28 protein-coding genes are annotated in these 25,207 nt (G+C 68.2%); 12 read left to right on the top strand and 16 right to left on the bottom strand.

Translation table 11 applies throughout. The annotated features are described in order from the left end of the window. The first annotated feature begins 106 nt into the window (after nucleotides 1-106). Complete coding sequence (locus AQ619_RS00490) at nucleotides 107-979, top strand: EamA family transporter (RefSeq protein WP_062142760.1); 873 nt, start codon at nucleotides 107-109, stop codon at nucleotides 977-979. Between the two features lie 11 nt (nucleotides 980-990). Here the strand turns inward: AQ619_RS00490 and cysQ are convergent, their stop codons facing one another. Together cysQ and AQ619_RS00480 are read right to left on the bottom strand one after the other, a co-directional pair. Next, nucleotides 991-1,788, bottom strand: a complete 798-nt coding sequence (gene cysQ, locus AQ619_RS00485; RefSeq protein ID WP_062142757.1) for a 3'(2'),5'-bisphosphate nucleotidase CysQ — start codon at nucleotides 1,786-1,788, stop codon at nucleotides 991-993. Nucleotides 1,789-1,802: 14 nt separating this feature from the next. Beyond that, nucleotides 1,803-1,988: a DUF3553 domain-containing protein gene (locus AQ619_RS00480; RefSeq protein ID WP_062142754.1), complete on the bottom strand. Its 186-nt coding sequence runs from the start codon at nucleotides 1,986-1,988 to the stop codon at nucleotides 1,803-1,805. Between the two features lie 66 nt (nucleotides 1,989-2,054). Between AQ619_RS00480 and chpT the strand changes: the two genes are divergently transcribed. The 3 genes from chpT (at nucleotide 2,055) to AQ619_RS00465 (ending at nucleotide 4,016) form a co-directional block, all read left to right on the top strand. After that, nucleotides 2,055-2,726, top strand: a complete 672-nt coding sequence (gene chpT, locus AQ619_RS00475; RefSeq protein ID WP_062142751.1) for a histidine phosphotransferase ChpT — start codon at nucleotides 2,055-2,057, stop codon at nucleotides 2,724-2,726. Between the two features lie 82 nt (nucleotides 2,727-2,808). Further along, the gene (locus AQ619_RS00470) at nucleotides 2,809-3,186 is read left to right on the top strand and encodes a response regulator (protein ID WP_166504101.1); all 378 of its coding nucleotides are present in this window, start codon (nucleotides 2,809-2,811) and stop codon (nucleotides 3,184-3,186) included. Further along, a complete protein-coding gene (locus AQ619_RS00465; protein ID WP_062142748.1) occupies nucleotides 3,183-4,016 on the top strand; it encodes a CheR family methyltransferase in 834 nt (277 codons plus the stop codon). The genes AQ619_RS00470 and AQ619_RS00465 overlap by 4 nt, the downstream gene beginning before the upstream one ends. 77 nt (nucleotides 4,017-4,093) lie before the next feature. Here the strand turns inward: AQ619_RS00465 and AQ619_RS00460 are convergent, their stop codons facing one another. The 4 genes from AQ619_RS00460 to nepR form a co-directional block, all read right to left on the bottom strand. Next, a complete protein-coding gene (locus AQ619_RS00460) occupies nucleotides 4,094-4,234 on the bottom strand; it encodes an entericidin A/B family lipoprotein (protein WP_084746162.1) in 141 nt (46 codons plus the stop codon). A 68-nt stretch (nucleotides 4,235-4,302) separates the two neighbouring features. Continuing rightward, complete coding sequence (phyK, locus tag AQ619_RS00455; protein ID WP_062142740.1) at nucleotides 4,303-6,003, bottom strand: sensor histidine kinase PhyK; 1,701 nt, start codon at nucleotides 6,001-6,003, stop codon at nucleotides 4,303-4,305. Continuing rightward, the gene (locus AQ619_RS00450) at nucleotides 6,000-6,617 is read right to left on the bottom strand and encodes a sigma-70 family RNA polymerase sigma factor (RefSeq protein ID WP_062142737.1); all 618 of its coding nucleotides are present in this window, start codon (nucleotides 6,615-6,617) and stop codon (nucleotides 6,000-6,002) included. Before AQ619_RS00450 ends, phyK begins: the two co-directional genes overlap by 4 nt. Continuing rightward, nucleotides 6,614-6,799, bottom strand: a complete 186-nt coding sequence (gene nepR / locus AQ619_RS00445) for an anti-sigma T factor NepR (protein ID WP_062142734.1) — start codon at nucleotides 6,797-6,799, stop codon at nucleotides 6,614-6,616. The genes AQ619_RS00450 and nepR overlap by 4 nt, the downstream gene beginning before the upstream one ends. Before the next feature lie 229 nt (nucleotides 6,800-7,028). Between nepR and phyR the strand changes: the two genes are divergently transcribed. After that, nucleotides 7,029-7,829: an anti-anti sigma factor/receiver protein PhyR gene (gene phyR / locus AQ619_RS00440; protein WP_062142731.1), complete on the top strand. Its 801-nt coding sequence runs from the start codon at nucleotides 7,029-7,031 to the stop codon at nucleotides 7,827-7,829. A 69-nt stretch (nucleotides 7,830-7,898) separates the two neighbouring features. Here the strand turns inward: phyR and AQ619_RS00435 are convergent, their stop codons facing one another. Further along, nucleotides 7,899-8,150, bottom strand: a complete 252-nt coding sequence (locus AQ619_RS00435) for a hypothetical protein (protein ID WP_062142728.1) — start codon at nucleotides 8,148-8,150, stop codon at nucleotides 7,899-7,901. A 22-nt stretch (nucleotides 8,151-8,172) separates the two neighbouring features. Then, entirely contained in the window at nucleotides 8,173-8,364 is a 192-nt protein-coding gene (locus tag AQ619_RS00430; protein ID WP_062142724.1) for a hypothetical protein, read from the bottom strand. Nucleotides 8,365-8,714: 350 nt separating this feature from the next. Between AQ619_RS00430 and AQ619_RS00425 the strand changes: the two genes are divergently transcribed. Then, nucleotides 8,715-9,563: a diacylglycerol/lipid kinase family protein gene (locus AQ619_RS00425; RefSeq protein WP_062142721.1), complete on the top strand. Its 849-nt coding sequence runs from the start codon at nucleotides 8,715-8,717 to the stop codon at nucleotides 9,561-9,563. Next, nucleotides 9,560-10,363 (top strand): metallophosphoesterase family protein, encoded by an 804-nt coding sequence (locus AQ619_RS00420; RefSeq protein WP_062142718.1) that lies wholly within the window; start codon nucleotides 9,560-9,562, stop codon nucleotides 10,361-10,363. The genes AQ619_RS00425 and AQ619_RS00420 overlap by 4 nt, the downstream gene beginning before the upstream one ends. Nucleotides 10,364-10,411: 48 nt before the next feature. Here AQ619_RS00420 and AQ619_RS00415 read toward each other — a convergent pair whose 3' ends face one another. From AQ619_RS00415 to AQ619_RS00405, 3 genes are all read right to left on the bottom strand, one after another. Next, nucleotides 10,412-11,029, bottom strand: a complete 618-nt coding sequence (locus AQ619_RS00415; RefSeq protein WP_062142715.1) for a superoxide dismutase — start codon at nucleotides 11,027-11,029, stop codon at nucleotides 10,412-10,414. 65 nt (nucleotides 11,030-11,094) lie between these two features. Further along, nucleotides 11,095-11,472: a hypothetical protein gene (locus AQ619_RS00410; protein WP_166504100.1), complete on the bottom strand. Its 378-nt coding sequence runs from the start codon at nucleotides 11,470-11,472 to the stop codon at nucleotides 11,095-11,097. Nucleotides 11,473-11,489: 17 nt separating this feature from the next. Next, complete coding sequence (locus tag AQ619_RS00405; RefSeq protein ID WP_236849506.1) at nucleotides 11,490-11,846, bottom strand: hypothetical protein; 357 nt, start codon at nucleotides 11,844-11,846, stop codon at nucleotides 11,490-11,492. Nucleotides 11,847-12,010: 164 nt separating this feature from the next. Between AQ619_RS00405 and AQ619_RS00400 the strand changes: the two genes are divergently transcribed. Further along, nucleotides 12,011-13,939, top strand: coding sequence for an HWE histidine kinase domain-containing protein (locus tag AQ619_RS00400; protein WP_062142709.1), 1,929 nt, complete (start codon nucleotides 12,011-12,013; stop codon nucleotides 13,937-13,939). Between the two features lie 178 nt (nucleotides 13,940-14,117). Here the strand turns inward: AQ619_RS00400 and AQ619_RS00395 are convergent, their stop codons facing one another. Further along, nucleotides 14,118-15,314 (bottom strand): CaiB/BaiF CoA transferase family protein, encoded by a 1,197-nt coding sequence (locus AQ619_RS00395; RefSeq protein WP_062142703.1) that lies wholly within the window; start codon nucleotides 15,312-15,314, stop codon nucleotides 14,118-14,120. Nucleotides 15,315-15,435: 121 nt separating this feature from the next. Here AQ619_RS00395 and AQ619_RS00390 point away from each other — a divergent pair, with 121 nt between their 5' ends. Beyond that, nucleotides 15,436-16,035: a DUF4142 domain-containing protein gene (locus AQ619_RS00390; RefSeq protein WP_062142700.1), complete on the top strand. Its 600-nt coding sequence runs from the start codon at nucleotides 15,436-15,438 to the stop codon at nucleotides 16,033-16,035. Between the two features lie 9 nt (nucleotides 16,036-16,044). On the opposite strand, the gene AQ619_RS00385 is transcribed toward AQ619_RS00390, so the two are convergent. Genes AQ619_RS00385 through AQ619_RS00375 form a run of 3 tightly spaced genes read right to left on the bottom strand, consistent with a single transcriptional unit; the run spans nucleotide 16,045 to nucleotide 20,945 of the window. Further along, nucleotides 16,045-16,470: a PaaI family thioesterase gene (locus tag AQ619_RS00385; protein WP_062142697.1), complete on the bottom strand. Its 426-nt coding sequence runs from the start codon at nucleotides 16,468-16,470 to the stop codon at nucleotides 16,045-16,047. Then, the gene (locus tag AQ619_RS00380; protein WP_062142694.1) at nucleotides 16,467-20,054 is read right to left on the bottom strand and encodes an ABC transporter permease/M1 family aminopeptidase; all 3,588 of its coding nucleotides are present in this window, start codon (nucleotides 20,052-20,054) and stop codon (nucleotides 16,467-16,469) included. The genes AQ619_RS00385 and AQ619_RS00380 overlap by 4 nt, the downstream gene beginning before the upstream one ends. 12 nt (nucleotides 20,055-20,066) lie before the next feature. Beyond that, nucleotides 20,067-20,945 (bottom strand): ABC transporter ATP-binding protein, encoded by an 879-nt coding sequence (locus tag AQ619_RS00375; RefSeq protein ID WP_062142691.1) that lies wholly within the window; start codon nucleotides 20,943-20,945, stop codon nucleotides 20,067-20,069. Nucleotides 20,946-21,128: 183 nt separating this feature from the next. On the opposite strand from AQ619_RS00375, the gene AQ619_RS00370 reads away from it, so the two are divergent. The 3 genes from AQ619_RS00370 to AQ619_RS00360 are packed head-to-tail and all read left to right on the top strand — an operon-like array spanning nucleotide 21,129 to nucleotide 23,111. Next, entirely contained in the window at nucleotides 21,129-21,809 is a 681-nt protein-coding gene (locus tag AQ619_RS00370; RefSeq protein WP_062142688.1) for a fumarylacetoacetate hydrolase family protein, read from the top strand. 9 nt (nucleotides 21,810-21,818) lie between these two features. Then, nucleotides 21,819-22,475, top strand: a complete 657-nt coding sequence (gene maiA / locus AQ619_RS00365; RefSeq protein ID WP_062142685.1) for a maleylacetoacetate isomerase — start codon at nucleotides 21,819-21,821, stop codon at nucleotides 22,473-22,475. A 9-nt stretch (nucleotides 22,476-22,484) separates the two neighbouring features. Then, on the top strand, nucleotides 22,485-23,111 hold the full coding sequence (locus AQ619_RS00360; protein WP_062142682.1) for a carbonic anhydrase: 627 nt from the start codon (nucleotides 22,485-22,487) through the stop codon (nucleotides 23,109-23,111). Between the two features lie 40 nt (nucleotides 23,112-23,151). On the opposite strand, the gene pbpC is transcribed toward AQ619_RS00360, so the two are convergent. Further along, the gene (gene pbpC / locus AQ619_RS00355; protein ID WP_378109209.1) at nucleotides 23,152-25,188 is read right to left on the bottom strand and encodes a penicillin-binding protein 1C; all 2,037 of its coding nucleotides are present in this window, start codon (nucleotides 25,186-25,188) and stop codon (nucleotides 23,152-23,154) included. Nucleotides 25,189-25,207: the final 19 nt, after the last annotated feature.

The following is a 25,207-nucleotide window of genomic DNA, read 5'->3' as shown; positions in this document are numbered from 1 at the left end:
TTGGGCGAAGGCCGCGCTAGCCCCCTCCGGCCCTTTGGGCCACCTCCCCCAGAAGGGGAGGATCTGCTGACTGGAACCACCGCCCCAGGTTCCCTAAGAACGGCCCATGTCCGGGCTGACCCTCAAATCCATCACCCCCTATGCCGCCCTGTTCGGGGCGATCGTGACGCTGTGCGTCGGGACCTCCTTCGCCAAGCAGCTGTTTCCCGCCATCGGGGCCACGGGCACCACGGCCTACCGGGTCGGTTTCTCCGCCCTGGTGCTGCTGGCGCTCTGGCGGCCCTGGCGCCACCCCCTGACCCGGACCGACCTGAAGACGGTGGCGCTCTATGGCGCGGTCATCGGTCTGATGAACCTCTGCTTCTACATGTCGCTGCGGACCATCCCCCTGGGCCTGGCCATCGCCATCGAGTTCACCGGGCCCCTGGGTCTGGCCCTGCTGTATTCGCGCAAGCTCATCCATTTCGTCTGGATCAGCCTGGCGGTCCTGGGCCTGCTGCTGCTTCTGCCCCTGAAGGCCGGAGCCGGCAGCCTGGACCCGGTCGGGGTCGGCTTTGCCGGGGCGGCGGCGGTGATGTGGGCGCTTTATATCGTGCTGGGCAAGCGCACCGGCCATCTGCATGCGGGCCGTACCGTGGCCCTGGGCATGAGCACGGCGGCCCTGATCGTCGTGCCCGTCGGCCTGGTCAGCGCCGGCGCCGAGCTGTTCCATCCGCGCTGGCTGCTGATGGGACTGATGGTGGCGGTGCTGTCGAGTGCCATCCCCTACTCCCTGGAAATGATCGCCATGAAGGGCATCCCCAAGCGCAGCTTCGGCGTCATGCTCAGCGCCGAACCGGCGGTCGGAGCCCTGGCCGGCCTGGCCCTGCTGGGCGAACGCCTGGCCCCGCTGCAATGGCTGGCCATAGGCTGCATCATCGCCGCCTCCGCCGGGACCATCCTGACGACGGAGTCGCGAATAGAAGACCCTCTCCCATAAGGAGAGGGCTGTTATTTACCCCGCGCCACGAACCAGCCGTTGCGGAATCCCTGGTCGGCCTTGCCATAAACAAAGGCCTCGCCGTCCGGTGCGGTGAACCGGCCGCCGGCCGCGACCAGGATCGCGTGGCCGGCCGCCGTATCCCATTCCATGGTCGGACCATGGCGCGGATAGATGTCAGCCGATCCCTCGGCGATGCGACACATCTTGATCGAGCTGTCCATCGGCGTGCGCAGGTCAAAACCGTACTGGGCCGCCAGTTCCGCGGCGCGTTCCGGCTTCATCGTATGGCTGACCAGGGCCACGGCCGCGCCCTGCGGCCAGGGGCGGACCTGGACCGGGGCGTCAGCACCGCCAGGAGCCTGGCGCTTGAGCACCCCGTCGGCGGTGGTGAACCAGGCTTCGCCCGTGGCCGGGGCCACGATCGCCCCCGCCACCGGCACACCGTTCTCGATCAGGCCGATATTGACCGTAAAGCTAGGATCACCGCGCACGAAGGCCTTGGTGCCGTCAACGGGATCGACCAGGAAGAAGCGCGGGCCGATATCCTCCGGCGCGCCATATTCGCTGGCATGCTCTTCCGACACCGTCGGCACGCCGGGGAAGACCTCGGCCAGCCGCTTGAGGATCAGGATCTCGCCGGCCTTGTCGGCCTCGGTCACCGGGCTGGAATCGGCCTTGTGCTCGACATTCAGCTCCGTCTGCCAGAACGGCAGGATGACCGTCGCGGCCTCCTCGCAGATCAGGGCGAGCGCCCGGCCCCAGTCCGCAAGGGGCAGGTCGGCGGGTGACAGGTCGGACGCGGCCATAAAACTTCCTCTCATCACGACCCTCTGGGGTCGTCGCCGACATAGACGAGGGTCACGCGCTGGGCGTCGATCGTCTGCTTGCCGGCGTCTTCGAAATTGACGGTCACGCGATGGCCGATCACCGACTGCACCTGTCCCAGGCCCCAGTCGGGCTGGTCAGGGTGGCGTACCAGGACGCCAGGCTCGAGAAACGGATCCATGACGCAGCCCTGATAAGCCGCGCGACCGGTTTGCCAAAGCCTCAAATCACGCCAAACTCCGGCCCCATGACCGACACGCCCCTCGAGCCCGCCCCGACCACGACCGTTGACGTCAACGGGCCGGACTTCGCCGCCATGCTGGCCGCCCGCCTGTGTCACGACTTCATCAGTCCGGCCAGCGCCATCGTCTCGGGCCTCGACCTGCTCGAAGACCCTTCGGCCCAGGACATGCGCGAAGACGCCATGAGCCTGATCTCCTCCTCGGCCCGCAAGCTGGCCGACCTGCTGCAGTTCTGCCGCGTCGCCTTCGGGGCCTCGGCCTCGGCGGAGGCCTTCGACTCGCGCGAGCTCGAAAAACTGGCCCAGGGCGTGTTCGACCATGTGCGGCCCCAGATGGTCTGGGCCATCGAATCCCAGGCGATCAACAAGGCTGCGGCCCGGGCGGTGCTCAATATCGCCCAGCTGGCCGCCAGCGCCCTGCCGGCCGGTGGCATCGCCACCCTGAAGGGGATCACGGCCGAGGGCCGGTTCCTGATCACCGCCGACGCCGTCGGCAACCGCGCCCGCCTGCGGCCCGAGGTCCTGGCCGGCCTGCGCGGCGAGGCCCTGACCGAAGGGCTCGGCGGACCCTGGGTGCAGGCGGCCTATCTGCACGCCCTGGTGCGGGCCGCGGGCGGCCAGGTCGCCGTCGAGGCGGCCGAGGATCGCATCAGCCTGGCCTGCTGGGTCCCGGCCTGACCCTGATCCACAGGCTAGCGCGCCTTTCGGGGCTCATGCTCACCGCTCCTTAACCTCGGCGCCCGACGATGGGCGTCTGGGATTGGAGCATGCCGTGAAGACCTGTCTGGTGGTCGACGACAGCCGGGTGATCCGCAAGGTTGCCCGCCGAGTCCTCGAGGACATCGGCTTTGAGATCGCCGAGGCCGCCGATGGCATGGAGGCCCTCGCGTGGTGTCGCGCCGCCATGCCTGATGCTGTCCTGCTCGACTGGAACATGCCGGTGATGAACGGCATCGAATTCCTGCGCCAGCTGCGCAACGAGCCGGGTGGCGACACCCCGACCGTGGTGTTCTGCACGGTCGAGAACGACGTCGACCATATCCGCACGGCCCTTGAGGCCGGAGCCAACGAATATATCATGAAGCCGTTTGACGGCGAGATCATCGCGGCGAAGTTCGCCGAGGCGGGCCTGCTGTGACGTCCGAAGACATGGAACTCCTGGCCGCCCTCGGCCGCGCCCGCGCCGGCCTCCACATCGATGTCGACAAGACCTATGTGGTCGAAAGCCGCCTGGCTCCCCTGGCTCGCCGCGAAGGCTTCGATTCGATCGATGCCCTGATGGCCACCCTGCGCAGCAAACGCGAGGAGCGCCTGATCTGGGCGGTCATCGAGGCCCTGACCTTCAACGAGACCCAGTTCTTCCGCGACCGCGCGGTCTTTGCCCATCTGCGCGACACGGTGCTCCCGACCCTGTCCAGAGCCCGTCGCGACCAGCCGATCCGGCTGTGGAGCGCTGCCTGTTCGACTGGCCAGGAGGTCTATTCCCTGGCCATGGCGGCCGGTGACTGCCGCGATGTCGAGCCAGGCGCGAAATTCGAATTCTTCGGCTCCGACCTGTCGGAACGCTGCCTGGAAAAGGCCCAGAGCGGCCTCTACACCCAGTTCGAGGTCCAGCGCGGCCTGCCCATCGCCCAGCTGGTCAAGCACTTCGCCAACCAGGACGACACCTGGGAGATCTCGCCGCGCATTCGTCAGTCCGTGCGCTGGAAGCGGATCAACCTGCTCAGCGACCTGTCCGCCCTCGGCCGGTTCGATGTGATCCTGCTGCGCCATGTGCTGGACGGCCTTGAGCCCTCGTATCATGGCCGGATCATCGAAAGCCTGACCGCGCGCCTGGCCGATGACGGGGTCCTGGTGCTGGGCCCGGACGATGCCTTGCCCTTCGCCGCCACAGAGCTGTTCGAAGCTTCAGACCAGGCCGGGGTCTTTGTCCGCCGGTCCGACCACCAGGCCGAAGCGGCGGCCTGAGGCCGGTTCATCCCAGAAAAAAGGCCCGCAACGCCCCGGGGCGTTGCGAGCCTGATCGTGTCCCGGACGCGGAGGTCCTAGTTCTTGGCGTCTTTGGCCATGTCGGTGACCGCCTTGCCGGCCGATGAGACATCCTTGCCGGCGCCTTCGACGGTATTGCAGGCAGCGACCGACAGGCTGGCGGCGAGAGCGGCCAGGATGATGAACTTGCGCATGATGTTCTCCGGTGGACTGGCCCGTTTGGGCCTGGGACCTAGTGTCGCCCCTGACAACGCCCCCGGTGACGCTAGGTTCCGGACTGGGCCGGAAGCTGCGGCGTCGGGAAGACCAGGCGGACGAGCAGGCCGCCCCCGGGGCTGGCTTCAAAACTGACCTGGCCGCGAAGCTGACGGGCAAAGGCGGTCATCAGGGTACGGCCAACCCCCTCGCCCAGCCCTTCCAGCAGGCCGGGGCCGTCGTCGCCGATCGACAGTTCGGCCTCTTCGCCGCGCACGACGAAATGCACCGACAGGGTCCCGCCCCGGTCGGCGAAGGCATGTTTCCGGGCGTTGGAGATCGCCTCGACGGCAAAGAGGGCAATGGGGGCCAGGCGATCGGGATCGATGACCAGGGGGTCGGCATGGACCCGGGTGTGCACGCAGCCGGTCCCGGACCGCTCGCCGATCAGCAACTGCGCCGTCAGCTCCTCGAGAAAGGCGCGCAGGTCCACCTGCTTCAGATTGGGCCCGTGATAGAGGGCCCGATATATCTGGGCCAGGGCGGTAATCCGCTGGCGGGTGTCGTTCATCGCCGCCCGGGCGGCCGGATCAGCCAGGGCGCGCTGCTGCAGGTTGAGCAGGGAGGTGATGATCTGCAGGTTGTTCTTCACCCGGTGATGGATCTCGCGCATCAGCGCGTCCTTCTCGGCCAGGCTGTCCATCAGCGAGGCATCCCGAGCGACGATGGCCGCGGCCATGTCGTCGAGGGTGGCGGCCAGTTCGCGGATCTCGGGCGGGGCCCGCTTGGCCTGCAGGGGCCGAACGGTGAAACGCCCCCGGGCATAGATGGCGGCCACCCGCTGCAAATAGACGATCCAGCGGATCACCGCGCGCTCGGCGGCATAGAGCACCGCCCCCAGGGCGAGGCCAAAGGCGAGCAGGGGCAAGATCAGGCGCGAGATCGGATTGATCCAGGTCCAGGACAGCAGGCCTGGCGAGGGGGCCGACAGCAGGACAAAAACCCCGCTCTCGGTCAGGGGCGCGGCGGAATAGACCCGGCGGCGGTTCTGACGATCCTGGCCGGACCACTGGACCGCCCCGCGCTGATAGGCCGTCTCCCGCCAGCCCTGGGGCGGCGTGTCGAAGGCCCCGGCCTCGGTGGAGGCAAACACCGCCCCATGCGAGTCGGCCAGGGCGATCTCGGCCCCTTCGGGCATGAAGCGGTTCGCCGTTTCGAGACGCAGGCTGCGCAGGGTCAGGACCGCGACCATGGCCCCGTCGAACCGGCGGTCCGGTCCATCGGCTCGCACGGCGGCGACCACAGACGGTTCGGTCGCATAGACAGCACCCGGCGAACTGGCCACCACCAGGCTGGAACCGGCCGCCAGTTCGCGGAACCAGATCCGTCCGGCCCTCTGGCGGTCGAGGGGCGTGGTTCCGGCGGCGCAGACCACCCGGCCCCGGGCGTCGAACCGCACCAGATTGGCATAGCCCGGCAGGCGCTTGCGCACATCGGCCAGGCGCTGGGCGCATTCCAGGCCCACCGAGCCGGGACCCAGGGTCTGGAGCAGAACCCCGGCCGCCTCGATCCGGGCCCGGGCAATGGCCGCACTGCGGCCGGCGGCCAGTTCCAGGCTTTGCCGGCGCAGATCCGCCTCGGCCCGAAAGGCAAAGACCGATTGCAGTCCGCCCAGCAACAGCACCGGCAGCAGGGCGATAAACAGGGCCACCGCCAGCCGCACGCGGATCGAGTTTACAGCCTCCGCGCCCGGGCGACGAAAGGCTCTCACCGCAGGGAGCTCAGGCGCTCCGCATCGGCCAGGATCGAACCCATGGCCTCGCCCGCCGATCGGCCGTCGCGATCATAGGCCCCGGCCTCGAGAATGGCCTGCAACGCCCGACGGGCCCGGCTCACCCGGCTTTTGACCGTGCCCACCGCGCAGCCGCAGATCGCGGCGGCCTCTTCATAGGCAAAGCCACCGGCCCCGACCAGGATCAGGGCTTCCCGCTGCTCGGCCGGCAGCATGGCCAGGCTCAGACGCAGTTCGTCCAGGGCGACCGGGGCCTCCGGGTCATCGACCGCCACCAGGGTCCGCTCGGCGGCTTCCTGGTCCAGCTGGCTCTGACGCCAGGACCGCCGCTTTTCGGAATAGAACTGGTTGCGCAGGATCATGAAGGTCCAGGCCTTCATATTGGTGCCCAGCTGGAAGCTGGCCCGCGCGTCCCAGGCCTTCATCATGGCGTCCTGGGCCAGGTCGTCGGCAGCGGTCGGATCCCCGGTCAGGGTCCGGGCAAAGGCCCGCAGATGGGGAATCAGCTTCACCAGCTCGCGCTTGAAGGCCTGATCGCGCGGCGGGTCAAAGGGCGAGCGACCGACCTGGGCTTCGGTGTCCGGCGGGCTCATGGCTCGCCGGCCGGCTGGTCTGCCTTTCGCAGGATCTCGAGGAATTCGTCCGGGACCGCCTCATTGACGACCTCGTCGAACATCTGGCGCAGCTTCACGCCGATGGCCTGCTGGCGCAGGCGCGTTTCGTCCAGCGCGGTGCCGCGCATGCGGTGATCTTCCATGGGTACGTGTTCGATCATGTCCTCGACGACACCGCAAACCTGCGGTGTCCGCCCCCTTTGGCCGATTATGGTCCTGCCAGACGACAACGCGAGTTTCCGTATCGGGTTCCACAAGCTTGGCCCTAGATTGGCAAAATTCCACAAAAGGCGGAACCGGCTTCCCAAGACCGCGTTCTAGTCGGGTTGGAATGGCCCAGCTTGGTCATGACTTCGCATTCTTTACGACGACACCGCATCGGGAGGGGTCATGAGTCTGCTTGCCCGGCTGGCACCGCATCTGCCTTATATTCGTCGCTACGCCCGCGCCCTGACCGGCGACCAGGCCACCGGCGATCACTATGTCCGGGTCGCGCTTGAGGCCCTGGCCTCCGGCGACCGCTCGCTGGACGCAGGCCTGTCGCCCCGCGTCGCGCTCTATCACGTCTTCCACGCGATCTGGCTGTCGACCGGTGCCCAGCTTGAGGCCCGCCAGGACGATCGCGCCTCGCCCGCCGATGACGCCTCACAGCGGCTGATGCGGATCGCGCCGCGCTCGCGCCAGGCCTTCCTGCTCACCGCCCTGGAAGGCTTCACCCCGACCGAGGCCGCCCAGATTCTCGGCTGCGCCTTCGGCGACGTCGAGCGCCTCATCTCGGAGGCCCAGACCGAGATCGACGCCGAACTGGCCACCACCGTGCTGATCATCGAAGACGAACCGGTGATCGCCGCGGACATCGAGGCCCTGGTGCGCGAACTGGGCCATGAGGTCACTGATATCGCCGCCACCCGCAGTGAAGCTCTGGAGGCCGTGTCGCGCCAGATGCCGGGCCTGGTCCTGGCCGACATCCAGCTGGCCGACGGCTCGTCCGGCATCGACGCAGTCAAGGACATCCTGGCCCGTCTCGACGTGCCGGTGATCTTCATCACGGCCTTCCCCGAGCGCCTGCTGACCGGTGAGCGGCCGGAACCCACCTTCCTGATCACCAAGCCCTTCCAGCCGGAGACGGTGAAGGCGGCGATCGGCCAGGCGCTGTTCTTCCATCCCCGCCGCAGCCGCAAGGCCGCCTGATCCCGATGTCACCAACGGCCACCCGCGAGGCGAGCCGTTGGTGACCGGGAAGAGGCGATCGGGCCGGACTCAGCCGGCAGGTCTCTGGCGCGCCGCGCTTTGCGGCGTGTCATAGCGTTGGGCCTCGGCCGGGCTCTTGACGCCGTTGTTGTGTTCGACCGACGCCAGATCATCGGCGCGGAAGCCCCATGCCCCGAACAGGGCGAGGGCCGCCAGGACGGTCGAGACGACCAGGATCCAGAAGATGTGCTGTCCCCAGCGGCCCTGTCGCGCCCGGGTGGCGTTGAGGCGGGGCGGACTTGGTTGAATCTCGGCAGTCATGGGGTACTCCTTGTTACTGTCATTAGGTCGGGGCAAAGGCGAGGATCTCGACCGGCGGCGGTCGCGAATTGAAGGCCTGGATAACCCCGGCCGACAGCGCCATGGCCGCGATCACCATCAGCGCCAGGAAGCGGGTTCTGGCCGCTCTCTGGCGTCGGGTCGGCAGCGTGTAAAAAATCATCCCGCCCTGTTCGGCCCGGTCGCGACTGGTCACGATACGCTCTCTTGCTTCACCAACGGCCCGGTTGACCGTCACCCAGACAACGTTCGCAGCCCCGCCCTGTTCCGTGGCCGGGCTGGACGGGCGGCCTTGTCCGAGCCGCGTTCCCCCGCCCGGAAAAAGTGACCGTTTGGGGAACCAGGCTTCCGCCATCGCGTTTTGATGATGCGGAGGCGGCGACGCCCCCCCGACTTGAGGTCAGCGCAAGCTGGCCTGCTGCCTCCGCACCCCCCACACCTGTTCCGACCGTCCGGCAGCCCTGCGGCGCACGGAGCCAGCCCTCTTTGGCAGGAACCCCTGCAAAGCTTGGCCGTTAGAGACCGGGGCCTTGCAACGGAGCAGCCATGCAGCGCATCGAGATCATCGCCAATGTCGCGGCCGGCTCCGTCGGGACCGATGCGCCGGCCATCGCCGAGCGCATCCTGGCCGACCATGGCGTGGCCGGGTCGGTGCATGTGCCCGGCGACGACCTGCTGGCCTGTCTGCGCGAGGTAATCGATTCCGGCCCGGACGCGATCTATCTGATCGCCGGCGACGGCACGGCGCGGGCGGCGGCCGAACTGTCGGGGCCGGACGGTCCGCCCATCGCCCCCCTGCCCGGCGGGACCATGAACATGCTGCCGCGCGCCTTCTATGGCGACCGCTCCTGGCCCGAGGCCATGGCGGCCTGCCTGGCCGAAGGGACGCCGCGCATGGTCTCCGGCGGCGAGGTCGACGGGCACCTGTTCTTTGTGGCGGCGATCCTCGGCAGCCCGGCCCTGTGGGCCGACGCCCGCGAGGCGGCTCGGGCGGGCAAGCTGGGTCTGACCCTGCAACGGGCCCAGCGCGCCTTTCGGCGGGCCTTTTCCGGCCGGTTGCGCTTTTCCCTGGATGGCCGGCCCCGACAGAAGACCGAGGCCCTGACCCTGATGTGTCCCCTGGTCTCCTTGGGCCTGGACGAGGACGAACGGGCCCTGGAGGCGGCGGCCCTGGATCCGGCCAATGCCATCGAGGCCTTTCGCCTGGGCTTCAGTGCCCTGACCGGCGACTGGCGCGATGATCCCTCGGTCAGGGTCGAGCGCTGCCGGGTGGGACGGGTGTGGGCCGCCGGTCAGATCCCCGCCATTCTGGACGGCGAGCCGATCCGGCTGCCCTCCGAGGTCCAGATCCGCTTTCGCCCCAGGGCCTTCCGGGCCGTGTCCCTGCCCGCGTGACCAGGACCTTCAGGATCATCCAGGTGTCGGACCTGCATTTCGGCGGCGAGAACCCGGCGGCGGTCGAGGCGGCCCTCGCCTGGTTTCACCAGGAGAAGCCCGACCTGCTGGTGGTGGCCGGTGACCTGACCCGCGACGGCGCGAAGACGGAGTTCGCCGCCGCCCGGGCCTGGCTGGACCGCGCGCCCGGCCCCCTGTTCGCTACGCCGGGCAATCATGACACCCCCTATGCCGGTCCCGGCGAGCTGGTCGAGCGCCTGATCACGCCCTGGCGGCGCTATGAGGCCCGGTTCGGGATCGCCGACGGTGCCGTCTGGCAGACGCCGGGCCTGTCGGTCTTCGGCGTCAATACTGCCCGCCGCGCACAGCTGCGCTGGAACTGGTCCAAGGGCGCGATCTCGGTCCGCCAGATCCGCCACCTCGAAGGCCGGCTGGCCACAGCGGCGGGGGATGTCCGGATTGTCGTCTGCCATCATCCCCTGATGGAACTGACCGGCGAGCCGATGAGCAGTGAGGTGCACGGTGGTCGCCGCGCCGCCCGCCACCTGACGGCGGCCGGTGCCGATCTGGTGCTGTCGGGCCATATCCATACGCCCTTCGCGGCACCCTATCCGTTCGGCGATGGCCGGACCCTGGCCGTGGTGTCCGGTACCCTGTCCCTGCGCGAGCGGGGCGTGCCGCCCAGCTTCAACCTGATCGAGATCGATCCTAGCGAAATCCGCGTGACGGCCCTGGCCTTCGGCAAGGCGGATTTCACGGTCTGGCGCAGCTGGGCCTTTGATCGACGGCCGGCGGCCTGACCCGCAAAACGGCGCGACCCGGGGGCCGCGCCGTCGCCGTCTGTTGGGCTATTGCGGAGCCGGATAGGCCCAGGCCTCGCCCTCGCCCTTGGCCGCCGCGAACTGTCGGTCGGCGAGGGACCAGTTGGCCATGCTGTCGAACCAGGCTTCGAGGAAGCCCTTCCGATTGTTCTGGTGGTCCAGATAGTAGGCGTGCTCCCAGACGTCGCAGACCAGCAGCGGGGTCACGCCGTCCTGGGTCACGGTGGTGGCCGCATCATGGGTCGAGATGATCTTCAGGGTGCCGCCTTCGACGACCAGCCAGACCCAGCCCGAAGCGAAATGGCCGACACCCTCGGTGACGAAGGCGGTCTTCAGGCCGGCCATGTCGCCAAAGGTCTGGCTGATCGCCGCCGCCAGGTCTGCACCGGGCGCGGTCTTGTCCGGGCTCATGGCGTCCCAGAAAAAGGCGTGGTTCCAGGCCTGGGCGGCATTGTTGAACACCTTGCCCAGCCCGGCGGCGCGGATGACGGCCTCCAGATTGCCCTGGTCGTTTCCGTCCAGCAGGCCGTTCAGCGCCGTCACATAGGCCGCATGGTGCTTGTCGTGGTGGAAGTGGAGGGTGTTGGCCGAAACGATCGGCTCCAGTGCCTCATAGGCATAGGGAAGCTCGGGCAGCTTATACATGTTTACTCCATGGGAAGGCGTTCCCTGGAGGGGGGAGGGGGAGGATGGGAACGCCGAACGGGGATCTAGCGGGGCGGTTGCCGGGTTTCCATGAAGGCCTTGGCAACGGCCGCCGTCAGGGTCGGATTTTTCAGCGCGAAGACACCGGCCGCCAGGGCCGCGCCGAGCGACAGCAGGGGCCGGTCCTTGACCACGTCAACGACCTTTTCCGCGAAGCTGAAGGCGTCCGGCGTCGCGCCGGCCGGGGGTGCCTGGCGATGCTCGGCCTTGCGGGCCGCCAGCAGGCCGGCGACCGCCACGATCAGGGCGGCCACGGCCGCCACCACGGCGGCGGCTCCTGCCGGCCCCAGCCAGGTCTCGACGACCGCATAGAGCGCGAAGGCGGCAGCGAATACGCCGACGGCGGCCGCGGCCGCTATGGCCGCCGCCGCTGCAAGCGTCATCAGGGTCTTTTCGAAAATCACCGGTTGCTGTTGCGGTTGCCGGCGAGCAGCAGCCCGATCAGCACGCCCACGCCGAGACCGGCCAGGGTGGCGGTCAGGGGACGTTCACGCACCCGCTCGGTGACATAGCGCTGGGCGTCGTCCAGTTGCTGGCCGGCGGTGTCGGAATAGGTACGGCTCTGGGCGCGCAGGGTATCCAGGCCTTCGGCGACCGACTTTTCAACGCGCTTGGCGGCTTCGGCCAGCGAGGCCTTGGCCGCAGCAGCGGCCTCGACGAAGCTCTGTTCAGCGTGTTCGACGCCTGCAGCGGCTGCGCTCTTCACCTTCTCGGCGTCCTTGGCGGCGGTCTTCAGCGCATCAGCAGGCATGGTCATCTCCGGTTCTTGACGCGGCCCGTAAGGCGGGCGGCCAGTTTGTCAGCCCGGTGAACGCGGAGCCCCGCCGAGCAGTTCCATGATAGCGCGCGGGACCAAGCTTCACCACTGCGGAATCTGTATCAGCACTCGCGTCTGACGCGAAGCCGGTCTATGGTCGAAGCATGGACGACGCCCGTTCCACAACCGATGCCGACAGGGAAGCCGGCAGGCTTCGCGCCACCCAGGCGCTGAAGGCCTTTGAGCGTCCCGGCGACGATCCGCGTTTCACGCGCCTGATGCGACTGGCGGCGGGCCGTTTGCATGTCCCGCGCGCCAGCCTGTGGCTGATCGGCGGCACCCAGCTGCATTGCAAGGCCAGTTATGGCGGCGGTCACGACAGCGTTCGACCGCGGGCCGGCTCGGCGGCCGACCGGCTCATCGCCCGGCGCGAACCCCTGTTCGGCCAGATGGTCGGCGCAGACGCCGGCCTGGCTGCCCTCGGTCTAGGCCATGGCCCTGGCGGGTTCTTCGCCTGCGCGCCGCTGATCCATCCCGACGGCCCCGTCGTGGGCTATCTGGCTGTTGAGGACGCCTGTCCCCGCGCTGAGCCGGGCCCAGAGGCACTTGAAGCCCTGACTGATCTGGCGGCGCTGGCCATGGACGCCCTGCTCCACGAGCCGCCCATCGCGCCATCGACCGGCCTTCGCTCGCTCGACACCGAACGTCTGGCCCTGGCCATTGGCGCGGCCAGCCTGGGCGAGTTCGAATGGGACCGCACCCTCGACATCTACCGGATCAGTCCGCGCCTGGCCAAGATCGCCAACCTGCCCGTCGGCGTGATTCCCGCCGAGGACGGCCAGGCCCTGTTCCGCTATGTCCATGCCGACGACCGGGCCGAGATCCAGCGGGGGGTGGACGAACAGCTGCGCAAGCGCGGCCGCTACGAGGTCGAGTTCCGCCGCAATCCTGACGACAAGGGCCGGGTGCAATGGAACCGCGCCGCCGGGGTGATGATGGCCGACGAGGCCGGAGATCCGACCCGGCTGATCGGCGTGATCCAGGACATTACCGACCGCAAGCAGCAGGACGAGCAGCGCGAGAGCCTGCTGGCCGAGCTGGACCATCGCATCAAGAACCTGCTGGCCGTCGTCCAGTCCGTGGCTGCCCATTCGGCCCGCAAGTCGTCGTCCCTCGACGTATTCCTCAAGACCTTTGCCGGCCGGCTGAAATCCATGAGCTCGGCCCACGACCTGCTCAGCGCCGCCCGCTGGCGGGGGGCCACCCTGGCACGGATCGCCGCCGCCGAGCTGGGCGGCCTGGCCCCGACCCAGACCCGCTGGGACGGGCCCGAACTGTTCCTGACGCCCCGCGCGGCCTCGGCCCTGTCCCTCACCCTGCACGAACTGGCGGTCAATGCGGTCAAGTACGGGGCCCTGTCGACCGAGAACGGCAAGGTCGAGGTGGTCTGGCGGCGGTCGCCCGAGGGCGGCTTTGCCCTCGAATGGCTGGAAAGCGGTGGCCCGCCCGCCAGCGAGCCGGTCAGTCGCGGCTTTGGCGCGACCCTGGTCGAGGACGTGGTGGGCCGTGAACTGGGCGGCAGCGCCCGGATCGACTATCGCCGCAGCGGGGTCAGCGCCCTGATCCAGGCCGCGCCCGAGGCCCTGGCCAGCGGCCCGCCGCCGGAGCCGGAAAAGGCCGCCGCGCCCGAGCGGATCGTCGAGACCCTGATCGCCGCCGATGAAAACATCCGGCCGGGTGCCATTTCCGGCCTTAAGGTTCTGATCGTCGAGGACTCCCTGCTCCTGGCCCTCGAACTGGAAGCCGGGCTGGAAGATGCCGGGGTGGTGGTGGTCGGTTGCGCGGCCGAACTGGGCGAGGCCCTGTCGATGCTCGACCAGGACTTCGACGTCGCGGTGCTCGACGCCGACCTCAATGGCCAGTCCGTCGCGCCGGTGGCCGAGATCCTGCGCCGCGAGGGCCGCCCGTTCGTGTTCGCCACCGGCTATGCCGACAAGGCCGCCCCGATGGGCTTTGACGCGCCGATCGTCCGCAAGCCCTACAATGTGCACCAGATCGCCCGGGCCATCGCCGACGTGACCGGGCGGCACTAGGGCCTTTTGATTCCGCTCTTCCCGGCGAAGGCCGGGACCCAGATCGAACCCAGACAGGCTGTCGACCCTGACGAGGTCGATGGCGCATCCACTCCAAAGGCTCAGGCTGAACCTGGGCCCCGGCCTTCGCCGGGGAGAGCGGAGATTTTTGAAGCCGCGGTCAGACGGCTCTACCCCTTCAAAGCACTTTCCGCGCCCGCAGGCCGGCGATGGCGTCGGCGCTCAGTCCCGCCACCTCTCTGAGGACGGCATCGGTGTGCTCGCCGAGGGTCGGGGCCGTCCAGCGCACCGCGCCCGGGGTTTCCGACAGGCGCGGAAAGGCGTTCTGCATCTTCACCTGGCCGAAGACCGGATGCGGCACGGTGACAATGGACTCGCGGGCCGCGAAATGCGGATCGGCCAGCATCTCCGGCGCGCGATAGATCCGGCCGGTGGCGATGCCCGCCTCCTCCAGACGCGGCAGCAGGGTCTCGATCTCCTGATCGGCCGTCCAGGCGGCGATCCGGGCGTCCAGCTCGCCCTGATGGGCACCCCGCGCCGCGTGATCCTTGTAGCGCACGTCATCGGCCAGGTCCGGCCGGCCCATCAGATCGCAAAGCCGCCGGAACAGGGTGTCCTGGTTGGCTCCGATCAGGATCAACTCGCCGCTCCGGGTGGGATAGACGTTCGAGGGCGCAATGCCGGGCAGCACGGCCCCAGAACGTTCGCGGACATAGCCGGTCAGGTCATATTCGGTGATCAGGTTCTCCATCACCGTCAGCACGCTCTCATAGATGGCCGCATCGACCACCTGGCCCCGGCCGGTGCGGTCGCGCGAATGCAGGGCCATCATCACCCCGAGGGCGGCATTCAGGCCCGACAGGCTGTCGCCGATCGAGATCCCGGCCCGGGCCGGGTTGCGGTCCGGCTCGCCGGTGATGTGGCGCAAGCCGCCCATGGCCTCGCCGACCAGGGCATAGCCGGCCCGGTGCGAATAGGGCCCGGTCTGGCCAAAGCCCGACACCCGCGCCATGACCAGGCCCGGATGCTCCGCCGACAGGGCCTCATAGCCCATGCCCCAGGCCTCCAGCGTGCCGGGGCGGAAGTTTTCAACCACGACATCGGCCTTGGCGATCAGGGCCCGGGCGAGGTCGCGGCCTTCGTCCGTGCGCAGATCGACGGTGACCGACTTCTTGTTGCGGCCGATCACCGGCCACCAGGGCGACAGCCCCTGGGGCTTGCTGCGGCCCCACTGCCGCATGGGATCACCGGCCCTGGGATCCTCGAGCTTGATCACCTCGGCCCCGAAGTCCCCGAGGATCTGGCCGCAGAACGGACCCGCGATCAGCGAGCCCATCTCGATGACCCGCAGCCCTGTCAGCGGTGACTGTGCCATGCCGAACTTCCCTCGCGCGTACGGAACCGATCACGGCCCTGTGATGTTCTTCCCTCCAGAGGCGTCGCGCGACGCCTGCCGGACTTCAACCTCTAGAAAAAACGCGCAGGGAAAGACAGTCATGACCCGCCATCTCCTCCTCATCGGTACTGCCATCGCCGCCCTCAGCCTGACCGCCTGCGGTCCCAAGGCCACCGAATCCAAGGGTGCCGCAACGCCGTCGGAACAGGCCGCCACCCCGGATGCCAACCCGGTCGCCACGGTCCCGACCCTGGCCGACGAGACCAAGGCCGCGGTCTTCGCCCTGAAGGCTGCTGACCTGAACCTGTTCGAGATAGAAGCCGCCAGGCTGGCCGCCTCGCGCTCGACCAATGCCCAGGTCAAGGCCTTCGCCAGGTCAATGGAGACGGCTCACGGCAAGACCGCCGAGGCCCTGAAGGTCGCCATTGCCGCCTCGGGCGCAGCGATCACCCTGCCGATGGCCCTGACCAAGGACATGCAGGATGACCTCGACGCCCTGACCAAGGCCGGCAATGACGACTTCGACAAGAAATATGCCGACAGCCAGGTCGATGCGCACCAGGCGATGCTGAACCTGCTGCAGCGCTACGCCCAGGACGGCGATACCCCGGTCATCAAGACCTTCGCCGCCGAGACCGCCCCGACCATTCAGGAACACCTGAACAAGGCCGAGGGCCTGAAGAACGGCTTCGTGAACTAGTCAGGGCCTCTAGGGAATGGCGTAGGCCACCGTCGCCTTGGCGGCGGCGCGCTCGCGCGATTCCGTCCACATCAGGATATCGGCCGTCGCGATGCGGCGGCCGAGCTTGAGCAGGGTGGCCTCGGCATAGAGGTCGCCCGGCTTGCAGCCCCTCAGAAAATGGATCGTCAGCGAGGTCGTCACCGCCAGCGGCACCTCGCCGATATGGGTCAGGATCACCGCATAGGCGGCGGTGTCGGCCAGGGCCATCAGGGTCGGGCCGGAGATCACGCCGCCGGGCCGCAACTGCCGGGTCGCAAAGGGCTGGCGCATCAGGACGCGGCCTTCGGCCACCTCCACCACGGTCGGAAAGGCGTCCGCCTCGCCCTCGGGGAAAGCCCCCCTCAGGAAGGCGTTGAACGCCGCCGCGTCGAGCTTCAGCCCACCCTCACTCATCCGTCGACCTTCAGGGTGTTGTCGTCCCCGTTGCGGTCGATGATCGTATTGTAGGGATCGACGCCGGCCCATTTCGGGGCCTTGTCGACCGTGAAGGTCAGGGTCTGGGTCCCCGAACGGATCATCCGACGCTGATAAAGCACGACCTTGTCGGCCTTGAAGTCCTTCTTGCCCGGCTCGGCCGTGAACAGGCCGATGTCCATGGTCTCGTTCAGGGGGCTTTCGGTCTCCTTGCCCTTGCCGTCGGCATAGAGCTTCTTGGCCTCGACCGTCAGGGTCACGTCAAAGCGGCCATCGGCGCGCTTCTTCTCGGTCGCGGCCTTGGTCTTCAGGTCATAGAGGGTGATCTTCTCGAACAGGTCGGTGATCAGGGCCTGTTTGTCGGCCGGAGCCTCGGCCCGGATCGCCGTCATGAAGTCCAGGGTGTTGGGATAGGGCGCGCCCTTGAACCCGTACTGGGCGATCAGCCGGCGCAGGGCCCGGTTGACCGCCGCTTCGCCGATCTCGCTCTGCAGCCGGTACATGACCAGCGAGCCCTTGCGATAATAGATATAGGGCTGGGCCTCGACCTTGTAGAGCGGCTGCTCCTCCAGAGGATCGCCGCCGCGGGCGCGCAGATAGCTGTCGAGCTCGAACTTCAGGAACTTGCGAATCTGGCTCTCGCCATAGGTCCGCTTCATGACCATCAGGGCCGAATACTGGGCGAAGGTCTCCGACAGCATGGCCCCGCCCTGCTGGTCGGCACCGATCACCTGGTGAGCCCACCACTGGTGGCCGATCTCGTGGGCCCCGACATAGGTGACCATGTCGATCTTCTCCGGATCCTTGTAGTTAGAGATGAAGAACAGGCCTTCGGACCACGGAATGGTGTTGGCGAACGACTGGGCGAACTGGGCGTAGTCGGGGAACTCCTGGAAGCGCAGCTGGCGGAACTGATAGGGGCTGAACTCGGTGCCCATATAGTCCAGCGAGGCCTTCATCGCCGTCTTCATGCGGTCGATGTTCCAGGGGTGCTGCGGATCATAATAGACCGCCAGATCGACGCCCTTGTAGGTCTCGCTGGCGATCCTGTAGCGGGCCGACTGGATCGAGATGAAGTTCTGGATCGGGGCCTCGGTGACGAAGCGGGCCACGCGACGATCACCCCTGACCTGGTCGGAGACCTTGTAGCCCGGCGCGATCGGCGTCTGGTCGCTGACCGTGGTGACGGTGATGTCGGACGACACCCAGTCGGAGTCCTTGCGCAGACCATTGAACTGCCGCGACGTGACATCGCCCAGCTTGGCCACACGGCGCTCGGCGGGCAGGCCGTATTTGCGGCGCTTGGCCCGATCGGTCAGCAGGCCGTCGCGCGACATGCCCAGGATCGGCGCGATCTCCATATTGTTCAGGAAGGTGCCGTTGGCGACCACCCGCGATTCCGCGCCACTGTTGGGAAAGCCCTTCTGGGCGCGCTGGGTGATGAAGCTCATCTTGCGCCGCTCGCCCGGCACCATCGGCGTGTCGAAGGCGAAGATCCGATAGTTGAACCGGTCATAGGTCTTCTTGGGCCGGGCCCCCTCAATCGACAGGCCCTTGACCGTCAGGTCGCGGTCGAACCGGACATGGATTTCCTTCAGGGGCGCGCCGGTGCGGTTTTCCAGGACATAGGAGCCCTTGGTGTCGACGCGCGGCTCGCCCGGATAGAGGTCGACGTCCAGCATCATCGACACAATCTTGGGCTGGGGCAGGGTCTCGAACGGCAGCAGGGTCTTTTCGTAGTCAGCCTGCCATTTCTCGTTGTCGATATTGGTCCGGTAGGTGTTCCAGACATTGGTGTTGACGTAGATGAACAGGCCGGTTCCGACGAACACCGTCAGGGCCAGGGCCAGTGTCGCGCCGGCCTTGCCGGTCATGCGGCTCGGCAGACGCATCAGGCGGGGCCACAGGCGGCTCTCGGTTCCGCGACGCCACAGACCATAGGACAGAACCAGCAGCACGACCGAGAAGGCCGTCCAGTACAGCCGCAGCCACCAGGCCCCGATCCAGAACTGGCCCTGGCCGTTCATGTCGGAGAAGGGCGTGTCGGTGACCGAGCCGAAATTGTAGAGCTTGTGCTCGAATCCCAGGTTCGAGAGGGTGATGGTGGCGACCAGATAGATCACCATCAGGCCCCAGCCGATGAACTTGTGCGGGCTGATCGCCTGCAGGAACACCGCCAGAACCGCCAGCAGGATCCAGTCCACCGATTGCGGCAGGATGTACCAGAGCAGGTACTTGCCCAGCTCCAGGTGGGTATAGCCGTGGGCCAGCTGGCTCAGGATCGCCGCCAGCACGCTGACCAGCAGGGTGGAGATCAGCACCAGGGCAATGGCCAGGGTCTTGGGCGCGACAAAGGCCCAGTCCGGCACCGGGGTGGCATCGATGATCTCGTGGGTCTTGCGTTCGCGTTCGCGCCAGACCAGCTCGCCGGAATAATAGATGGCGATGATCATCGGGATCAGGCCGAACGACCCCATCAGCGGCATCAGCAGCACGCGGGTCAGCGGATAGATCTCGCCGCCATAGCGCCCGGCCTCGGTGGCGAACCACAGCGAGCCCATGGCATTGGCCAGGCCCAGGGCCAGCAGCACGAAATAGGCCGGGCTCTTGAACACCTGGCCCATGTCCAGGCGGGTGCGGACCACGAGCTGGGCCCAGGCGGTCCGGCGATCATAGCGTGGAATGACCGGGCCACTCAGGGTCGCCGGCAGGACCTCGATCGGTGCCGGCCCCTTGTGGGCCTTGACCTTGCGATCGCCGGCCAGCTCGGCCGCCTGGATCTTGAACAGCCAGTAGGCCGCCGACAGGAAGGCCGCCGACAGGGCCAGGGCCAGGAGGCGGTTGAACAGCAGGGCCCCGGTCAGGGACGGGGTCAGGCTGTTGCGCTCGGCAGCGGTCCAGTACTTGGTGACCAGGCCAAAGGCCGCCGTGCCCAGGGGTTCCCACAGGGCGGCGGTCTTTTCAAACTCCGGCCGATCCAGGGCGATGCCGGCAATGATCCACAGCACCATGAAGGCAATCACGCCGACATAGGTCCACATCATCGACCGGGTCACCGTGGCCAGGGCGAAGAAGATCGCCGAGGTCAGCAGGATCGAGGGCAGGGCCAGGGCGAAATAGGAAAACAGATAGGCTTCAAGCAGGTTCGGACCCAGCCGTTCGGGATCGATCCAGGGCATGAAGGAGCCGATGAAGATCGCCAGGGGCACGACCAGGAACGAGATCGCCGCCGCCAGGACGGCCCCCGTGAAACGGCCGTACAGATAGTCGAACTTGCCGATCCGGGTGGAGCGCAGGATCGGTCCGAACCCGGTCTCGTCGTCGCGGACCACCACATTGGCCACGAAGGCTGTGGTGACGAACATGTAGAAGATCGACAGGATCAGGTGGGTCTGGGCGATCGCATAGGGCGCGTTCTTGTGGATCTGACCGCCGCCGCCGATGCGGATCTGGTCGATCGTCGCCGCCCCGAAGGTCAGCAGGAAAAAGACTGTCGCCACCACCCAGAAGACGGGCGACTTCAGCTGGTAGCGGAGCTCGAAGCCCGCGATCTTGCCAAACATCGACCAGTCCTCCTACGCCGCGCGGCGGGTGGTGGACAGGGTCGAGAAATAGACGTCCTCAAGGCCGCCCTCGACCGCCGTGAAGCCGGCGCCCGGATCGCTGTCGGCCAGGATATGGATCACCGTGCGGCCGCCCAGCAGGCGGGTGGAGATGACCTGATAGGTCGCCTTGGCCGCTTCGAGTTCGGTCTTGTCGATGGTCTTGCGCCAGACCCGGCCGGCCAGCTGGGTGACCAGGTCATTGGGCGCGCCCTGCTTGACGATACGGCCATCGCAGATGATCGCCATGGCCGGACAGAGGTCGGAGACGTCCTCGACGATGTGGGTGGAGAGAATCACCACCACGTTCTCGCCGATCTCGGCCAGCAGGTTCAGGAAGCGGTTGCGCTCTTCCGGGTCGAGGCCGGCGGTGGGTTCGTCGACAATGATCAGGCGCGGATCGCCGATCAGGGCCTGGGCGATGCCGAAGCGCTGGCGCATGCCGCCCGAGAACCCGGCCAGGGCCTTCTTGCGCACGCCCCAGAGATTGACCTGGTTGAGCAGGCTCTCGACGGTTTCCTTGCGCTCCTTCGCGCCGCTGATGCCCTTGAGCACCGCCATGTGGTCGAGCATGTCGTAGGCCGAGACCCGCGGATAGACCCCGAAATCCTGCGGCAGATAGCCCAGGGTGCGGCGCAGGAGCTCCGGCGTTTTCAGCACGTCGATGTCGCCGAAGCGGATATGGCCCGAGGTCGGGGCCTGCAGGGTGGCGATGGTGCGCATCAGGGTCGACTTGCCCGCGCCGTTGGGCCCCAGCAGGCCATACATGCCGCGCGGTATGGTCAGGCTGACCTCGTCCAGGGCGCGAACGCCGTTGCCATAGACGTGTGTCAGGTTCTCGATGATCAACATTCGCGCGCTCACAGCCCCCGCATGGAAAGACGCCCTATTTTCCCCACACTCTCATGACTCGACGGCGCGGGCCGGGGCAAGTGAAAGAACGTTTAAGTGGTCGGCGCAGCCAGATAGGGCCTGACAGGCCCCGGGCGGGACAGGATGCTTTTGATGCCGGCGGTTTGGCGCTAATCAGGCCCCATGACGACATACATCTTTCCCCCGCCCGCCCTGCCCGTGGTCCCGGTTGAGGGATCGTCCGCCCTGTTTCCGGTGCGTCGCATCCTCTGCGTCGGCCGCAACTATGCGGCCCATGCCCGCGAAATGGGGGCCGATACGCGGGATCCGCCGTTCTTTTTCGCCAAGCCGGCCGACGCCATCCTGCCCCTGCCGGCCAGCGTGCCCTATCCGTCGGCGACCAGCGACCTGCACCACGAGATCGAGCTGGTCGCGGCGCTCAAGGGCGGCGGCGAGAACCTGACGCCGGACCAGGCCCTGGAGCTGGTGTTCGGCTATGCCGTCGGCGTCGACCTGACCCGGCGCGACCTGCAGAACGCCGCCAAGGCCAAGGGCCACCCCTGGGAATCCGGCAAGGCCTTTGATGCCAGCGCCCCGATCAGTGCCATCCGCCCGATGTCCGGCCTGCCGCCGGAGGGTGCGATCACCCTGTCGGTCAATGGCGTGGAAAAGCAGCGCGGCGAGATCGCCGACATGATCTGGAACGTCGCCGAGGTCCTGGCCAAGGCCAGCCAGCTGTGGCGGCTGGAGGCCGGCGACCTGGTCTTTACCGGCACCCCCGAGGGCGTCGGCGCCATCGCCCGCGGCGACCGGGTCGAGGGCGAGGTCGAGGGCGTCGGCAAACTGTCCTTCACCCTGGCCTAGGATCGCGACATGAAGCTCACCCTGCACAGCGCCTGGCGGGCCAGCGCCCCCTACCGCGTCCGGATCGGCCTCAATCTCAAGGGCCTGGACTATGGCGTTCAGCCCGTGGACCTGGTGTCGAGCCAGCACCAGGGCGAGGCCTATCGCGCCCTCAACGCCCAGGCCCTGGTCCCGACCCTTGAGGTAGACCTGCCTGGAGAAGAAGGCCGTCGCCTGACCCAGAGCCTGGCGATCCTGGAATGGCTGGACGAGGCGGTCCCAGGCGCACCGCTCCTGCCGGCCGATCCGTTCGATCGCGCCACGGTGCGGGCCATGGCCGAGATCGTCGCCTGCGACATCCATCCGGTGAACAATCTGCGCATCCTGCGCGCCCTTACCGGTCTGGGCGTCGACCAGGACGGCCGCGACGCCTGGGCCCAGCGCTGGATCACCGACGGCTTTGCGGCCATCGAGCCGATGGTGGCCCGCCATGGCCGGGGCTTTGCCTTCGGCGACGCACCCGGCCTCGCCGACTGTTGCCTTGTGCCGCAGGTCTATAATGCCGCCCGCTTCCATGTGGACATGACGCCCTTCCCGGCGATCCGCGCCGCCGTGGCCCGGGCCCTGGAGCATCCGGCCATCGCCGCTGCCCATCCCAATCTGCAACCCGACGCCCAACCGGCGTAAGGACAAGTCATGCTTGAAGACCTCAAGACCAACAACGCTGCCTGGTCAAAGGGCAAGACGGAGGTTGATCCGCAGTTCTTCAAGCGGCTGGAGAACCAGCAGAGTCCGGAATATCTGTGGATCGGCTGCAGCGACAGCCGCGTGCCGGCCAACGAGATCGTCGGCCTGGATCCCGGCGAACTGTTCGTCCACCGCAATGTCGCCAACCTCGCGCCGCCCCAGGACGCCAACTATCTCAGCGTGCTGCAGTTCGCCGTCGACGTGATCAAGGTCAAGCACGTGATGGTCGTCGGCCATTATGGCTGCGGCGGCGTGTCGGCGGCCATCGACGGCAAGCGGCGCGGCCTGGTCGACCACTGGCTGCACCCGATCCGCGAGGTCCATGCCGAGCACCGCCACGAGCTCGACGCCCTGCCCGGGCAGAAGGAAAGGCTCAACCGCCTGTGCGAACTGAACGTCATCCGCCAGGTGCGCAACGTGGCCGCCGACGTCTTCGTGCATGACGCCTGGGCGCGCGGCCAGCCCCTGTCCGTGCATGGCTGGGTCTATTCGCTGTCCAACGGCCTGGTCACCGACCTCAATGTCGGGATTACCTGCCTCGAGGACTATGAGCGGGTGGCCGGCGGGGCGATCTAAAACTTCCGCTCTCCCCGGCGAAGACCGGTTTTTCGGGTGTTTACCCCGCCTTGATCCGCACCCGCGCCGACGCCTTGCGGCCCTGCCCGTCCACGACCGACAGCCGGTAGAACCCCGGCGCGGCCGGCCGCCAGACGACCCGGCCGCTGGTCGGGTCCGCCGCCAGGGGCTTGCCCTCGACATACCAGGTCAGGTCCTCGCCGCCGGCGGCCAGGACCAGGCCCCGCGACCCTGGCCCCAGGGCCTCGACCTGCACCGCCGCGCCGTCCGGCGGGAAGATCAGGCGCGGGCCTTCGGTCTGGGCGCGCAGGGTCTGCAGGGCCTGGGGGGCCGACTTCGGCGCGATCGGCCGCGGCGCCGTGGCCGGGGCCCCGACCACATCGGCGACGTCGAACAGCAGGGGCAGGGCCGCGTCGCGTCCGGTCAGGCCGCCGCGCGCGCCGCCATCGGCCCGGCCGGTCCAGACGATGATCGCATAGCCGCCGACCACCCCGGCCGCCACCGCGTCGCGAAAGCCGTAGGAGGTACCGGTCTTGAAGGCCATGGCCGGCCCGCCCCGGGTCAGGGCCGAAGGGGCGCGACCGCGCGGCGCGGGGGCCTCACGCAGAATGTCCAGAATCTGCCGGGCCGCCTCGGGCCGCACCAGCCGGGTCCCGCCGGACCTTTCCCGTAGTTTGGCGTCCGCCTCGGTCCAGGCCAGGGGCTTGGCGAGACCGCCGTCGCCCAGGGCGGCATAGAGCAGGGCCAGGTCGCGCAGGGTGATCCCCTCCCCGCCCAGGGCCAGGGCCAGACCCGCCGCCTTCAACTCCGACTTCGGCCGCGCCAGATGGGCTCCAGCCGCCTCGATCCGGCCGGCAAAGGCCTCGGGCCCCAGGCGCTCCAGGGTGGCCACGGCCGGGACGTTCAGCGAATGGGTCAGGGCTTCGCGCACCGTAACCTTGTCGTGGAACACGCGGTCAAAGTTCTCGGGCTGATAGTCGGCAAAACGGGTGGCGCTGTCGGTCAGCTGGGTGTCGGCGGCCAAAAGCCCGTCATCCATGGCCATGGCATAGATGAAGGGCTTCAGGGCCGAGCCGGGTGAACGCAGGGCCCGGGTCATGTCCACCCAGCCCCCGGCCCGCTCGCGCCCGGCCGAGCCGACGGCGGCGCGCACCGCCCGGCCCTTGATCTCGACCACCAGGATCGCGGCAGTGGCATCGGCCCCTTGCGAGGCGGCGATGGCGGCGGCCATGGGCTCAAGCCGCGCCTGCAGGTCGGCATCCAGGGTGGTGATCACGCTGGCCTGGGAGGCGGGCGCGGCGCGGGCCCTTTCCCCCGCCACATGCCAGGCCAGGGCCGGGAACGGGGCACGGCGCGGCAGGGGCTCGGCCTCGGCCTCCAGGGCGGCGGCCTCGGTCAGCACTCCCGCCCGGACCATCTTGTCGAGGACCGACCGCCGCGCCATCCGCGCCGCCTCGGGCCGGCGATCGGGCCGGCGGGCCTCCGGGGACTGCGGCAGGGCGATCAGCAGAGCCTGCTGGCCGTCGGTCAGGCTGGTCGGCTCCTGGCCGAAATAGGCCAGGCTGGCAGCGCGGACGCCCTCCAGATTACCGCCATAGGGAGTCAGGGTCAGATAGAGGGCCAGGGTCTGGCGCTTGGTCAGCTGGGCCTCCAGCTGCACGGCCCGGACCATCTCGATCAGCTTGGAGCCCAGATTGCGCGGACGTGGCTCCAGCAGGCGGGCGGTCTGCATGGTCAGGGTCGAGGCCCCGGAGGTCGGGCGGGCATGGACCACGGCCGAGCCGAAGGCCCGGACCACCGCCAGGGGATCAACACCGAGGTGGCGATAGAAGCGGCCATCCTCGACGGCGATCAGGCGCTTCAGGAAGGCCTGGTCCGTGCGCTCCAGATCCGCCCGGATCCGCCAGCGACCGTCCTCCACCGGCAGGGCCCGCAGCCACGTCCCGCGGCGGTCCAGGGCCACCGGCGAGGACTGCCGGGCCCGGGTCATGTCCGGCGGGAAGACGGCGCTGAGCGTCGCGAGCACGACCTGGAGGCCGAGAAAGCCGACGAGGAGGCGGGTGAGCGGCACCACCATCGTCCCCCTCCGGGGGAGG

This window comes from Caulobacter henricii, assembly GCF_001414055.1.
GTDB lineage: Bacteria > Pseudomonadota > Alphaproteobacteria > Caulobacterales > Caulobacteraceae > Caulobacter > Caulobacter henricii.
The sequence above is the reverse complement of the archived record's forward strand: the minus strand, read 5'-3'. Positions and strand labels throughout refer to the sequence as shown.

Bases quoted from the DNA above. Each gene is read 5' to 3' on its own strand.
- AQ619_RS00380 (WP_062142694.1), bottom strand. From the start codon at position 20,054: ATGTTTGGCAAGATCGCGGGCTTCGAGCTCCGCTACCAGCTGAAGTCG.
- AQ619_RS00375 (WP_062142691.1), bottom strand. From the start codon at position 20,945: ATGTTGATCATCGAGAACCTGACACACGTCTATGGCAACGGCGTTCGC.
- AQ619_RS00450 (WP_062142737.1), bottom strand. From the start codon at position 6,617: ATGAGCCCGCCGGACACCGAAGCCCAGGTCGGTCGCTCGCCCTTTGAC.
- AQ619_RS00405 (WP_236849506.1), bottom strand. From the start codon at position 11,846: ATGACCATGCCTGCTGATGCGCTGAAGACCGCCGCCAAGGACGCCGAG.
- cysQ (WP_062142757.1), bottom strand. From the start codon at position 1,788: ATGGCCGCGTCCGACCTGTCACCCGCCGACCTGCCCCTTGCGGACTGG.
- AQ619_RS00490 (WP_062142760.1), top strand. From the start codon at position 107: ATGTCCGGGCTGACCCTCAAATCCATCACCCCCTATGCCGCCCTGTTC.
- AQ619_RS00395 (WP_062142703.1), bottom strand. From the start codon at position 15,314: ATGGCACAGTCACCGCTGACAGGGCTGCGGGTCATCGAGATGGGCTCG.
- AQ619_RS00385 (WP_062142697.1), bottom strand. From the start codon at position 16,470: ATGAGTGAGGGTGGGCTGAAGCTCGACGCGGCGGCGTTCAACGCCTTC.
- AQ619_RS00400 (WP_062142709.1), top strand. From the start codon at position 12,011: ATGGACGACGCCCGTTCCACAACCGATGCCGACAGGGAAGCCGGCAGG.
- AQ619_RS00435 (WP_062142728.1), bottom strand. From the start codon at position 8,150: ATGACTGCCGAGATTCAACCAAGTCCGCCCCGCCTCAACGCCACCCGG.
- AQ619_RS00410 (WP_166504100.1), bottom strand. From the start codon at position 11,472: ATGACGCTTGCAGCGGCGGCGGCCATAGCGGCCGCGGCCGCCGTCGGC.
- phyR (WP_062142731.1), top strand. From the start codon at position 7,029: ATGAGTCTGCTTGCCCGGCTGGCACCGCATCTGCCTTATATTCGTCGC.
- AQ619_RS00425 (WP_062142721.1), top strand. From the start codon at position 8,715: ATGCAGCGCATCGAGATCATCGCCAATGTCGCGGCCGGCTCCGTCGGG.
- AQ619_RS00415 (WP_062142715.1), bottom strand. From the start codon at position 11,029: ATGTATAAGCTGCCCGAGCTTCCCTATGCCTATGAGGCACTGGAGCCG.
- chpT (WP_062142751.1), top strand. From the start codon at position 2,055: ATGACCGACACGCCCCTCGAGCCCGCCCCGACCACGACCGTTGACGTC.
- nepR (WP_062142734.1), bottom strand. From the start codon at position 6,799: ATGATCGAACACGTACCCATGGAAGATCACCGCATGCGCGGCACCGCG.
- AQ619_RS00360 (WP_062142682.1), top strand. From the start codon at position 22,485: ATGCTTGAAGACCTCAAGACCAACAACGCTGCCTGGTCAAAGGGCAAG.
- AQ619_RS00390 (WP_062142700.1), top strand. From the start codon at position 15,436: ATGACCCGCCATCTCCTCCTCATCGGTACTGCCATCGCCGCCCTCAGC.
- AQ619_RS00480 (WP_062142754.1), bottom strand. From the start codon at position 1,988: ATGGATCCGTTTCTCGAGCCTGGCGTCCTGGTACGCCACCCTGACCAG.
- pbpC (WP_378109209.1), bottom strand. From the start codon at position 25,188: ATGGTGGTGCCGCTCACCCGCCTCCTCGTCGGCTTTCTCGGCCTCCAG.
- maiA (WP_062142685.1), top strand. From the start codon at position 21,819: ATGAAGCTCACCCTGCACAGCGCCTGGCGGGCCAGCGCCCCCTACCGC.
- AQ619_RS00370 (WP_062142688.1), top strand. From the start codon at position 21,129: ATGACGACATACATCTTTCCCCCGCCCGCCCTGCCCGTGGTCCCGGTT.